The sequence below is a fragment of the Paenibacillus sp. FSL M7-1414 genome (assembly GCF_038003195.1).
Lineage (GTDB): Bacteria > Bacillota > Bacilli > Paenibacillales > Paenibacillaceae > Paenibacillus > Paenibacillus amylolyticus.
The window spans coordinates 6,961,221-6,973,871 of the sequence record NZ_JBBOOS010000001.1 but is presented as its reverse complement, the minus strand read 5'-3'; the positions used below and the strand labels follow the sequence as shown (position 1 = coordinate 6,973,871).

Sequence of the window (12,651 nt, the reverse complement as noted above, 5' to 3'; positions counted from 1 at the left end):
AGACTGTCACTCCTTTTACATGTTCCAAGTGTGGCTTAAGCCATGATGCAGTGTCGAAATACGAGATATATTGTTGAATTTATCCCCAAACCCCCGCAGGTCGAAAACAAAAAAAGTATGAACAACGGAAAATTGTTCACAACTTTATCCACAGGCTGTTGATAATATTATGGGTCAGATCACATATTCACATCCAAAAGTAATACAATCATAGCAAAAGAAACCCCGCATTTCAACGTATCGCGTGATTTTATCCACAAATTCAATAACTTGTGTATAATTTTTAGTCACAACACAATATATTGTTTATAAACTGTTTAATTTTCGACAGAATGACCCAAAAACCAAAAATGTCTTATACACAGGTTATCCGTCAAATGATGCCAAATTGTGTGTAAAAGTATTCTTCGTTTGTGAATAACCTGTCTGTGGATAACCGTGAAGTGAAAATGGAGCATGATTGAGATCGGAAAAAGAGTGACCTCTCACCCTCGTGTTTTTCTTGCCAATGGGGCGATGGTGAAAGCGACGAATTCAGTATCTGGATGGGAGACGGAGAGGGGGAGTAAACTCATGCTTTTAATTGAACAAGATCAGTGGTGTATTTTCTAAGTAGATGGTAATTCTGTGATGGAATGTATAAGAATAATGGACATAGATGACTTCATTTTGAGACATATGTAATGAGAATTATGAGGATCAAGAGGTAAGCTGATGATCGAATATGGAGGTTGAAGTGTATGAATGTATAATATGAAATCAAAGGATAGATTATGCGTGTATAGCAAAAGAGGGTGTCCTCTAAAACCGATTTTTGGTTTTAGAGGACACCCTCTTTTTTTTGGTGCAGGGACGAAGTATGGATTAATGATTTAGAGACGGGGAAGGGACATCTTACGCTGGAATTCAGCGATATCTGCGTATTCCTCTTCCAGTTTGCGAGAGATCCGAATAAAGATGGGCAGCAGCTCTTGGTAGAGTACAGCATTCTCTTTGACAGGGGTATGTCGATGCGTTGTACCGACCATGGAAGAAACGGCATGAAGCGATTGGATCCGCCCTGTAGCGTACAAACCAAGCACGACGGCACCCAGACAGGAACTTTCGAAGCTCTCGGGCACAACCACTTCCTGATTGAAAATATCAGACATCATCTGGCGCCAGAGAGGAGAACGTGCAAACCCACCTGTGGCTTGAATGGAGGTAGGTTGCCCAATCTGTTCTTCCATGGCGAGCAGTACCGTATATAGGTTGAAAATAACCCCTTCCAGGACAGCACGGATCATATGCTCTTTTTGGTGATGGAGTGTTAAGCCAAAAAAGGAACCACGGGCATCCGGATTCCATAAAGGGGCACGTTCGCCCGAAAGGTACGGATGAAACAGAAGTCCTTCCGATCCCGGCCGGACACGTTCGGCAATTTTGGTCAGTACATCATAGGAATTGATGCCAAGTCGTTTCGCTGTCTCCACTTCAGACGCGGCGAATTCATCCCGCACCCAACGAAACAGCATGCCACCGTTATTCACAGGTCCACCAATGACCCAAAGATTCTCTGTGAGGGCATAACAGAAGGTTCGACCTTTGGGATCGGTAACCGGACGGTCCACGACAGTGCGAATGGCCCCGCTGGTTCCGATGGTTGCTGCGACAACACCAGGTTCAATGGCGTTCACGCCGAGATTGGATAAAACCCCATCACTTGCGCCAATAACAAAGGGCGTGGAGGGGGAGAGGGCCATTTTTTCAGCCGATTGGTGATTCATTCCTTCTAATATATGTGTTGTAGGTACAAGCTTCGAGAGATGGTCGGGTGTAATGCCTGCAACCTCAAGGGCCTCTGCGTCCCAGTCCAGTTGTTCCAGATTGAGCAAACCTGTGCAGGAAGCGATGGAATGGTCGACGACATATTGTCCGAATAGACGGAAGAACAGATATTCTTTAATCGAAATAAATTTGGCGGTACTCTCAAAAAGTTCAGGTTCATCGTGGCGCAGCCACATTAATTTGGTCAGCGGTGACATGGGATGGATCGGTGTACCTGTGCGCAGATAGATGCGATGGCCCAATCCATTCTCTTGCAGCTTGGCAGACCAAGCTGCACTTCGATTATCCGCCCAGGTGATGCAACGGGTTAAGGGTTTATTATCCTGTCCCATGGCAATGACACTATGCATAGCCGAGCTGCAGGATACAAACAGGATCTGCTCGGCAGCAACACCACTCTGATCCATGACTCCTCGTACAGAGCGGAGGGCCGCCTGTACAATCTCTTCAGGGTCCTGCTCGGCAACATCGGGTGCTGGGGTATACAAAGGATATTCCTGCGTTGAGGTACTGACGACAGAGCCTTGCTCAGTAAATAATACGGATTTGGTACTGGTGGTACCAATATCGATCCCAATCATATAGTTGTTCATGTATTTAATCCTTCTTTCTCCAGAAAGCGATGAGATTTTAATTTCTTTCTACTATAGATACTCCATTTATACCACTGTACTCAGGAGCAAAATAAAGATCAGTCCCACTACAGATAATAGTGTTTCCATAACGGTCCACGTTTTCAATGTCTGGGAAACGCTCATATTAAAGAATTCTTTGATCATCCAGAATCCTGCATCGTTTACATGAGACAAGATGAGTGACCCCGCACCTGTGGCGAGTACAACCAGCTCAATATTGGCCCCTGGTATGAGTGCAAGCACTGGAGCGACAATACCGGCGGCTGTTGTCATGGCTACGGTTGCTGAACCGGTAGCTACACGAATGAGCCCAGCGACAAGCCAGGCAAACAGGATCACGTTGATGTTGGCATGGGTAGCGACTTCAGCAATGGCGTTACCTACACCACTATTGATCAATACCTGTTTGAAGGCACCGCCTCCGCCAATAATGAGAATGATGGTCGCCGTAGGCGCCAGACATTCACTGGTGAAACGGGAAATATCGTGTTTGGTGAATCCACGTGCAAAGCCGAGTGAAAAGAGGGCAAATACAACTGAAATGAGCAAAGCAATGATCTCATGACCGATAAATTCACTGAAAACGGTGAAACCGCTCGTGGCATTTGGGTCAATGATGCTTGCTATGGAACCAATCAGCATCAAAATGACCGGCAGCAATATGGTAAACAGGGTAATACCAAACCCAGGCATGTTGCTGTTTGTTTTGGTTGCGAATTGTTCAGCCAGTTCTGCTGGTGGTTCGGTGTGTATTCTTTTACCAATAAATTTACCAAACAAAGGACCTGCAATAATCGCTGTAGGAATACCAACAATAAGGGAGTACAAAATGGTTTTACCCAGATCCGCGCTGAAAGCTTCAATCGCTATCATTGGCGCTGGATGGGGTGGAACCAAACCGTGTACAGTCGACAGACCCGCCAAAATGGGAATACCAATCTGCAGCAAAGACATGTTGGTTTTACGTGCAACGGTAAAAATGATGGGGATCATCAAAATCACGCCAACTTCGAAGAAAACGGGAATACCAACGATAAATCCAACAATCATCATGGCCCAGTGCACACGTTTCACACCGAACCGATCAACCAATGTAGTTGCAATGCGCTCGGCACCGCCAGATTCGGCCATCATCTTACCAAGCATCGTACCGAGAGCAATAACAATTGCGATGGTTCCAAGTGTGCCGCCAAGTCCCCCGGTAATGGAAGAGATCACATCGGCAGGTTTCATGCCTGTAAGCAAACCGAGCATTAATGCGGACAACAGTAGGGTGATAAAGGGATTCCATTTATACTTGGAGATCAAAACGATCAGAAAAACGATCGCAATTAACGTCCAAACCAATAATGTTGCATTGTGGGATAGTCCAAAAAGAGTGCTCATGATGTTGTGTGCTCCTTTATTTCTGATATAGAACGCTTACAAGTGAAATTATCGTCAACAATTAAATGTGTACCAGTACCGCAGAAGGTGTTGGCGAAAAATGTAGTTTTATCATGCCCAAATTTAAAACAAAATCGCATTTTGTATACTTGTCGACAAGTTAAGCCGCAATCATTCACGACGGATATGATTGCAAACGCCTTGCACCCATTAGGAATCAAAGCTTTGGTGCAGAGTTTTTCCAGAATCTTGGAAATATGTGCGGACTCCAGCCTGAATGAGTACCTTGTCACCTGATTCAAGTGCTTCAACGAGCAAAAGGTGTTTCTCAATTACAGCGCTTACTTTCTGCTCACCTTGAACAAATACTCTGCGCGTTGTGAGCAGCATAACGGTCATCACAACATATCGAATACTCTTCCATAGATGTGAAATACGGGAATGCTGAGCAGCTTCAATGATGGTCTCGTGGAAAACGAGATCCTGATAGGCGAATTCGACGGCGTCCTGATGCCGTCCAGCAAGTTGCATTTTGTCGATCACGTTACGCAGCTGGGTGATTAATGATTCTGGGACATCACCAGCAAGTCGCTGCTGCACAAAACTTTCAATCAGGAAACGGACATCATACAATTCTTCAACATCCTTGATTCGTAGTCCAATGACAACGACCCCCATACGTTCAAGTCGAATAAGTCCTTCATTGGACAATGTTCGTAACGCTTCACGGACAGGTGAACGACTGCTGTCAAAATCAGCCGCAATTCGGTTTTCCGACAAAATCTCTCCAGGTCGAAGGGTACCGCTGATGATCCGCAGCCTTAATTCGCAGGCAATGGCTTCACCACGGGAAGCCCCTTGGAGCCAGGAAGAAGGAAATAACATATGGCTAACGCTCCTATTAATAAGTAATCAGTTCATTACTGATCATAGCATAACTATTTTGCGGACTGGACATTCAGTTCAATCCATAGTCTGTAGCTACAAGCTAACGGCTAATGTTTTTTTCAAAGGACTACTTGTATACAAGATGTGATTTTTATCCTACACCTTTCTCAAAAGCTTGTAAACCTTAATTGAAGCGGATACAACCGGATTAGAATATGACGATATTAATAGCCTATAATCATTATCCACATGTGAATAACTTTAAACAGGATGAAATGAAGGAGATAATAGGTATTGGAGGGTGTGGATAACTATAAAAGCTGGAATATGGTGATCTGATCAGGGTCTGGGGATAACTTTCAGGACTCTCTTCGGGGCTTGATATTGGTATTGAAGTGAAAGGACTGTGGTCATTACTATGGGGGGGATGAAGAGTGTATATAAAAGAGGGAGAAGCCTTGCGTCTTGCAGTTGACTTTTCCAGGTGATCATGGTTAAATATATAAAGGTGTTTTCTGTGAAGATGAAAGTGATTCATCACATAAGTATTTCCTTGTGAGGAGGTGCAATACATTGAGACCTACATTCAAACCGAACGTTAGCAAACGTAAAAAAGTTCATGGTTTCCGGAAAAGAATGAGCACGAGCAACGGCCGTAAAATTTTGGCCGCACGTCGCCTTAAAGGCCGTAAAAACCTGAGTGCTTAATGCATTGAAGACCACCGAGGTGGTCTTTTTTTTCTTAATTAGCTCAAATCAGACTGGATGCTGCTACAGATCAGGTCTGAATGGTCTGCGAAAAAGTGCTGAACACACACGAATGTATGTTGAGTGAGTTTTCCATTTTTCGAAAACTTACCTTATATAATGATGAATCGTTGATAGGTTTAAATGGCCAATCAACATTCATCCCGGATGAATGCGGATCAGTTCAAGTAGCTGATTAACAATCATCCCAAATGAAGTTGTCGCCAAGGCGGTTTACCGTCATTCAAGAAAGCCTATACTAAATCAGTAATGAGGCCTCCGTCAATAACATTGGTGGAGAAGAGCAAGGAGAAGCGCCGTGTATAAAAGACTGCGTCTACGAAACCGGGCGGACTTTAGTCGCGTATACCGGTATGGGAAATCGTTTGCCAATCATCAATTCGTGGTGTATGGCTGTCGCCGTAAAGATACGGAACAATTTCGGGTCGGCGTATCATGCAGCAAGAAAATCGGAAACGCTGTCGTACGCAACCGGATGAGACGCATGATCAAGGAAATTGTTCGTCATCATGAGCATGAGATCGTCACGCAGATGGATCTGATTTTTATCGTCAGAAAAGGTGCACTGGACATGCCCTATAAGGAAATGGAAAAAAGCCTGCTACATGCGATGCGAAAGGGCTCTCTTTTGAAGTCGAGCAAGCGGTAAGCTTCGGTTTATTTGTCCTCCTAATTATGGTATGATTTTACGATGGAATGGATTGGTTAAGAGAGGGGTTATGAAGTGTCGCGATTGAAGACATCAAAGGGGAAGTGGATTCTCCTCATTGCAGTCATTGCAATGGTCACTGTGCTCGCCGGATGTACTCCACAAGGAGCCGGGGTTACTACGGAAGATCTAAAGAATAGTGATTCTTTTTGGCAAGCCAATGTTGTGTACTGGTTCTCACTGGCGCTGGATACATTCGCCAACTGGTTCAAAGGTGAATATGGACTGGCCGTCCTCGTGATGGTGCTTATTGTACGGACATTGATTTTACCACTAACAATGAAACAAGTCCGTAGCTCCAAAGCTATGCAGGCCATTCAGCCGCAGCTGAAGGAGATTCAAGCCAAGTTTAAAGATACACCTGAGAAAGTTCAGCAAGAAACGATGAAGTTGTTCCAGGAGAACAAAGTTAATCCGATGGCCGGTTGTCTGCCACTTATCATTCAGATGCCGATTTACATCGCACTTTATAACTCAATTTACGGAAACTCCAGTCTGAGAACGCATGATTTCTTGTGGCTCCAGCTCGGATCACCCGATCACCTGTTTATTTTGCCAGTGCTGGCTGCCATCACAACATTCATTCAAACATGGATGATGATGCGTATGAATCCTGCACAGCAAGTGGGTCCGATGCAGTTTATGCTGTGGGTGTACCCGATTTTGATCTTTGTGATGTCTTATCAGTTCCCGTCAGCACTTCCGCTGTACTGGTTCTACAGTAACATCTACACGATCGTGCAAAACTATTTCCTTTACCGGAATAATGATAAAATCGTGGCTGAGGTCAACGTGAAGCAGAATAGCTCTTCCAAAAATGGAGCTAAACGCAAAAACGGTGGCAAAGCGACCGTCTCTGGGAAAGGGTCGAAAGGGGCCAAAAAATCGAAATGACCAAAGTCATTACGTCAGGAAAAACCGTTGAAGATGCTGTAAACCAAGGATTGACCGAGCTTGGCGTAAGTCGGGACAAGGTCGAGATACAAGTGTTAGAGCAGCCGTCAAAAGGATTCCTGGGTTTGTTCGGGGTGAGGGCGGCCAAAGTTGAAGTGAAATTATTGCCTGTACCGGAAGTTGTTCCACAGCCGATCAAGCCAGCTGCATACAAATCTGAAGTGGATGCATTACTCGAGGATGTTGCAGCTAAAAATCCCTATGAAGAAGCGGCTGCTTTCTTGAAAGAGGTCGCAGCAGGTATGGGACTGGATGTTGAAGTGCATATCAAAAAACAGCGGGATGGACATATCTTCAATATTGCCGGCGAAGATCTGGGCATGATTATTGGCAGACGTGGACAGACGCTGGATGCGCTTCAGTATCTAACGAACATTGTAGCGAACCGATATTCGGAAAGCTTCGTTCGAATTGTGCTCGACGCGGAGAATTTCCGTCAACGTCGGCGGAAGACACTGGAGGATCTGGCTGAACGGTTGGCTGGACAAGCAATCCGTACCGGTAAGGAAGTTGTACTGGAACCAATGCCTCCGCTCGAACGAAAAGTCATCCATGCAAAACTGCAAAACCACCCGCAGATTAAGACGTTAAGTAAGGGCGAGGAGCCTAATCGGCGTGTGGTTATTACGACGAAATAACACGAAATTGAAGACGCAATGGCTTCCTGCCCGGTGCAGAAGCCATTGCTTTTTTCGTACAGAAGCAATTTGGTAAGGTGCGTAGAACAAGTAAAGAGTGGACTTAATACGATAAGCAACATGTCATATGATATATCATTAATAGATTTGAAAATGGATATGGCGTCCCCAGAGGGACGGCAATTTAAAATAGAGCAAGGAGAGATAACTATGATCAGTGATACGATCACAGCGATATCAACGGCTGTCGGAGAGGCGGGTATCGCCGTGATCCGGGTCAGCGGCCCGGAAGCAGTGTCGGAGACGGAAAAGATTTTTCGCAGCAAAACCCCTTTAACTCAGGCAGCATCTCACACGGTTCATTATGGTCATATCATAGATCCCGTTAATGGGGAAAAGATTGAGGAAGTATTGGTTACGGTCATGCGAGCACCGCGCTCGTTCACAACAGAAGATGTCGTGGAGATTAGTGCGCATGGCGGTGTAGTGTCTGTTAAACGGGTCATGGACCTGTTGTTGCAGCTTGATATTCGTCTGGCTGAACCCGGTGAGTTCACGAAGCGTGCTTTCCTTAATGGGCGGATTGACCTGTCTCAGGCGGAAGGTGTCATGGATCTTATTCGTTCCAAGTCGGACCGAGCTTTCTCGGTTGCATTGAAACAGGTTGAAGGCAAACTGTCTTCCAAGTTGCGTGATCTACGATATACATTGGTGGAAACACTGGCTCATATTGAAGTAAATATCGATTATCCCGAGCATGATGTGGAGTCGTTAACGTCTGATTTTATTAAAGAAAAGTCCAGTCAGGTTATGACTGAAATTGATAAATTGCTTACTACAGCAGAGCAAGGTAAGATCCTGCGAGAAGGTATCACGACGGCTATCGTTGGACGACCTAACGTAGGTAAATCCTCATTGATGAATACACTTGCGCAAGACAACCGGGCCATCGTCACGGACATTCCAGGAACAACTCGTGATGTAATCGAGGAGTTCATTACGATCAATAATATCCCACTGAAATTGCTGGATACGGCAGGAATCCGGGAAACAATGGACGTTGTAGAGAAGATTGGGGTAGAACGCTCTCGTTCTGCCGTAAGTGAAGCCGATCTGATCTTGATGGTTGTGAATGCTGCGGAGCCACTTCATCCCGATGAGATTGAATTATTGGAACAAATCCGCGGTAGACAATCGATAATCATTATGAATAAAATGGACTTAACGCCACAGGTAGAACGTGACGTGTTGCTTCGTTACATTCCGGAAGAACGGCTTGTACCGATGTCGGTGAAAGATGATCTGGGTGTGGATCGACTGGAAGATGCCATCTCTACTTTATTCTTCAGTGGTAAACTGGAGTCCGCAGATCTGACCTATGTCAGTAATGTGCGTCATATTGCTTTGCTCAAAAAAGCGAAGCAGTCCCTGGTGGATGCCTATGAAGCAGCAGAGCAGTTCATTCCGATCGATATGATTCAGATTGATGTTCGTTTGGCGTGGGAGCATTTGGGCGAGATTGTTGGAGATACAGCACATGATGCATTAATTGATCAGATTTTCTCCCAGTTCTGTCTAGGAAAGTAAAAATAATATACTGCCGATTGAGTTAAATCGTAGTGTATGATGGAGAGGTACAATTTCTGCCTGTTGTCAAAGGATAGAATGATATTGTAGCCATTACGTGTTGGTTTCATATAGATAGGAATGCAAGTTCCGATGAACGGTTAGAAGTAGTTTCATTATTGTAGAACATGATCCGTCTGCGTGAGTTACACCAAATGCAGCGGAATAAGGAGGTAAACGGGAATGGCTTTTGATGGCGGCAGTTATGATGTAATCGTCGTTGGTGCAGGGCATGCTGGTGTGGAATCCGCGCTGGCCGCAGCTCGTATGGGGTCCAAAACACTAATGATTACGATCAATCTGGATATGGTGGCTTTTATGCCTTGTAACCCATCTATTGGGGGACCGGCTAAAGGACATGTTGTCCGTGAGATTGATGCACTTGGTGGAGAAATGGGACGGAATATCGATAAAACCTTTATTCAGATGCGGATGCTTAACACGGGTAAAGGGCCTGCTGTTCACGCGCTTCGTGCTCAGGCAGATAAATTCTCCTACCAGCATAAAATGAAGGAAACAATGGAGAATGAACGTAATCTGACGATGCGTCAGGGTATGGTTGATTCACTGATCGTTGAAGACGGAAAATGTGTAGGCGTTGTGACTCAGACCGGAACAGAGTATCGGGCTAAAGCAGTCGTTCTAACGACAGGCACATACTTGCGCGGCAAAGTGATTATGGGCGAGTTGATGTATGAGAGTGGACCGAACAATCAACAACCCTCTCTTAAATTGTCAGAGAATCTGCGTGAACTGGGCTTTGATCTGGTTCGTTTCAAAACGGGGACACCACCACGTGTGCATAAGGATACGATTGATTTTAGCAAAACCGAAATTCAGCCTGGTGATGACAAGCCGAAGTTCTTTTCCTATGAAACAGAATCTTCCGATAATGAGCAGTTGCCTTGCTGGTTGACGTATACATCTGTGGATACACATCAGATTATTAATGATAATCTGCATCGTGCTCCAATGTTCTCGGGGCTTATTGAAGGAACCGGACCACGTTATTGCCCTTCCATTGAAGATAAAATTGTTCGTTTCAGCGACAAGCCGAAACATCAGATATTCCTTGAGCCGGAAGGCAAGAACACATCCGAGTATTACGTACAGGGGTTGTCTACGAGTATGCCAGAAGACGTTCAACTGGCTATGCTGCGTTCAATTCCAGGTATGGAAAAAGTGGAAATGATGCGTAATGGTTATGCGATTGAATACGATGCGATGGTGCCTACACAATTGTGGCCATCACTGGAAACTAAACGTCTACCAGGTCTGTTTACGGCGGGTCAGATTAATGGTACCTCCGGTTATGAAGAAGCAGCAGGACAAGGTGTTATGGCTGGAATCAACGCTGCACTCAAAGTACAGGGGAAAGAGCCGGTAATACTGGATCGTTCCCAAGGTTATATTGGCGTGCTGATTGATGATCTGGTGACAAAGGGTACAAATGAACCGTATCGTCTGTTGACTTCACGCGCTGAGTATCGTCTGTTGCTTCGCCATGATAATGCAGATATGCGTTTGACGGAAATCGGACATGACATTGGCCTGATCCCTGAAGAGCGTTATGCGAAATTCCTGGATAAAAAGGCGAAAGTCGAGCAGGAAGTCGCACGTCTGAAAGTGGCTAAAGCTCGCCCGGTTGAAGTGAATGCCAAGCTGGAAGAGTACGGATCTACACCTATTCAGGATGGCAGTACGTTGCTTACCTTGCTGCGTCGCCCGGAGCTGGGGTATGAACTGATTGAACAGCTCTCACCATCTGAGGTAGAACTGACAGCAGATATGAAAGAACAAGTGGAAATACAAATTAAATATGCGGGTTATATTGAGAAACAATTGATCCACGTGGAACGTTTGCAAAAGATGGAGAAAAAGAAAATTCCGGACACTATCGTATATGATGAGATTCATGGTCTTGCTATGGAAGCCAAACAGAAGCTCGCTACGATTCGTCCAATCTCGATTGGTCAGGCTTCTCGTATTGCTGGAGTTACTCCTGCCGACATCTCCATTCTGCTGGTCTACCTGGAGCATTATAACCGTGTAACCGCAGCAAGGGGACAATAATGGACGATATTCAACAGCAACTGCAGCGGCGCTTAAAGAAACATGGATTAGAGCTGGGAGAACTCCAATTGGAGCAATTCGAACTGTATTATCAGGAACTGGTATCCTGGAATGAAAAGATGAATCTGACCGGTATCACGGATCGGGAGCAAGTGTATACCAAGCATTTCTATGATTCGGTATCGCTGGCCTTTTATACTGACATGACCAAAGTGAATAAGCTTGCTGACATTGGGTCAGGAGCGGGCTTTCCGGGATTACCACTGAAGATCTGTTTCCCGCATATTAAGCTTACGATCATTGATTCATTAAATAAACGTATTGGCTTTCTACAGCATGTGGTAGATATCCTTGGTCTGACTGATGTGGAATTGGTCCATGGACGTGCTGAAGAGATTGGACGCAAAGAAGGGTATCGTGACAGCTACGATCTCGTTACAGCGCGTGCAGTAGCCAAGCTGGCTGTGCTGAATGAATTCTGCCTTCCGTTTGTTCGTAAAAGTGGAATATTCGCTGCCATGAAGGGCGGAGACCCGCGTGAAGAAATGAAGGAAGCGGAGTTCAGCTTCAATCAGCTGAAAGGACGGGTTAAGGCCGTTCATCCTTTCCAGCTGCCGGTTGAAGAATCAGAGCGTCACATCATTCTGATTCAGAAATTTGATAAGACACCATATAAGTATCCGCGCAAACCAGGTACTCCAATGAAGACTCCGCTGATATAGTTGCGTGATGGTTTTGAAGTAAGTCAAAACAAAATAGAATTTTAGACATGGATGAAGAGGATGTTTCACGTGAAACATTCTCTTTTTTTTGTTTTCTAAAATGGAGGACTGGATCAACATTACAGATACTTCGTATTACATATCTTTTAAAGAACCTGTATTAATGAATTTTACGCACAGTAACTCATGAACAATTTCATTAATTGAATGTGTGCAAGTCGTCATATTTCCAATATTCACAAAGAAAAAGCAGGAAAATTAGCAGAGTTTAAAGAATAGGTAAGCATAGGATTATGATAGAAAAGATGATAGAATAGAAGTATCCGATCCTGGGTCACAGCGATCATAGATTATATGTATAGATAGATGGATATGCGTTCGATGTTGCATGACAGAAAGCGTTATGAAAGGCAAAACTTATTCCA

10 protein-coding genes are annotated in these 12,651 nt (G+C 44.8%); 7 read left to right on the top strand and 3 right to left on the bottom strand.

Annotation, left to right across the window (positions count from 1 at the left end):
• Positions 1–872: 872 nt before the first annotated feature.
• The 3 genes from gntK to MHH92_RS30340 form a co-directional block, all read right to left on the bottom strand.
• Positions 873–2,420 (bottom strand): gluconokinase, encoded by a 1,548-nt coding sequence (gntK, locus tag MHH92_RS30350; RefSeq protein ID WP_253504621.1) that lies wholly within the window; start codon positions 2,418–2,420, stop codon positions 873–875.
• 66 nt (positions 2,421–2,486) lie between these two features.
• Positions 2,487–3,848, bottom strand: a complete 1,362-nt coding sequence (locus tag MHH92_RS30345; RefSeq protein ID WP_340907604.1) for a GntT/GntP/DsdX family permease — start codon at positions 3,846–3,848, stop codon at positions 2,487–2,489.
• A 210-nt stretch (positions 3,849–4,058) separates the two neighbouring features.
• Positions 4,059–4,733, bottom strand: a complete 675-nt coding sequence (locus tag MHH92_RS30340; RefSeq protein WP_340907603.1) for a GntR family transcriptional regulator — start codon at positions 4,731–4,733, stop codon at positions 4,059–4,061.
• A gap of 576 nt (positions 4,734–5,309) precedes the next feature.
• Between MHH92_RS30340 and rpmH the strand changes: the two genes are divergently transcribed.
• The 7 genes from rpmH (at position 5,310) to rsmG (ending at position 12,226) form a co-directional block, all read left to right on the top strand.
• Positions 5,310–5,444, top strand: a complete 135-nt coding sequence (rpmH, locus tag MHH92_RS30335; RefSeq protein WP_017691413.1) for a 50S ribosomal protein L34 — start codon at positions 5,310–5,312, stop codon at positions 5,442–5,444.
• A gap of 358 nt (positions 5,445–5,802) precedes the next feature.
• On the top strand, positions 5,803–6,153 hold the full coding sequence (rnpA, locus tag MHH92_RS30330; RefSeq protein ID WP_036611981.1) for a ribonuclease P protein component: 351 nt from the start codon (positions 5,803–5,805) through the stop codon (positions 6,151–6,153).
• 75 nt (positions 6,154–6,228) lie between these two features.
• Positions 6,229–7,107 (top strand): YidC/Oxa1 family membrane protein insertase, encoded by an 879-nt coding sequence (locus tag MHH92_RS30325; RefSeq protein WP_036611979.1) that lies wholly within the window; start codon positions 6,229–6,231, stop codon positions 7,105–7,107.
• Entirely contained in the window at positions 7,104–7,805 is a 702-nt protein-coding gene (gene jag, locus MHH92_RS30320) for an RNA-binding cell elongation regulator Jag/EloR (RefSeq protein WP_036611977.1), read from the top strand. Before MHH92_RS30325 ends, jag begins: the two co-directional genes overlap by 4 nt.
• A gap of 210 nt (positions 7,806–8,015) precedes the next feature.
• Positions 8,016–9,392, top strand: a complete 1,377-nt coding sequence (gene mnmE, locus MHH92_RS30315) for a tRNA uridine-5-carboxymethylaminomethyl(34) synthesis GTPase MnmE (RefSeq protein WP_036671881.1) — start codon at positions 8,016–8,018, stop codon at positions 9,390–9,392.
• 222 nt (positions 9,393–9,614) lie between these two features.
• Positions 9,615–11,504, top strand: coding sequence for a tRNA uridine-5-carboxymethylaminomethyl(34) synthesis enzyme MnmG (gene mnmG, locus MHH92_RS30310; protein ID WP_036611972.1), 1,890 nt, complete (start codon positions 9,615–9,617; stop codon positions 11,502–11,504).
• Complete coding sequence (rsmG, locus tag MHH92_RS30305) at positions 11,504–12,226, top strand: 16S rRNA (guanine(527)-N(7))-methyltransferase RsmG (protein WP_036611970.1); 723 nt, start codon at positions 11,504–11,506, stop codon at positions 12,224–12,226. Before mnmG ends, rsmG begins: the two co-directional genes overlap by 1 nt.
• Positions 12,227–12,651: the final 425 nt, after the last annotated feature.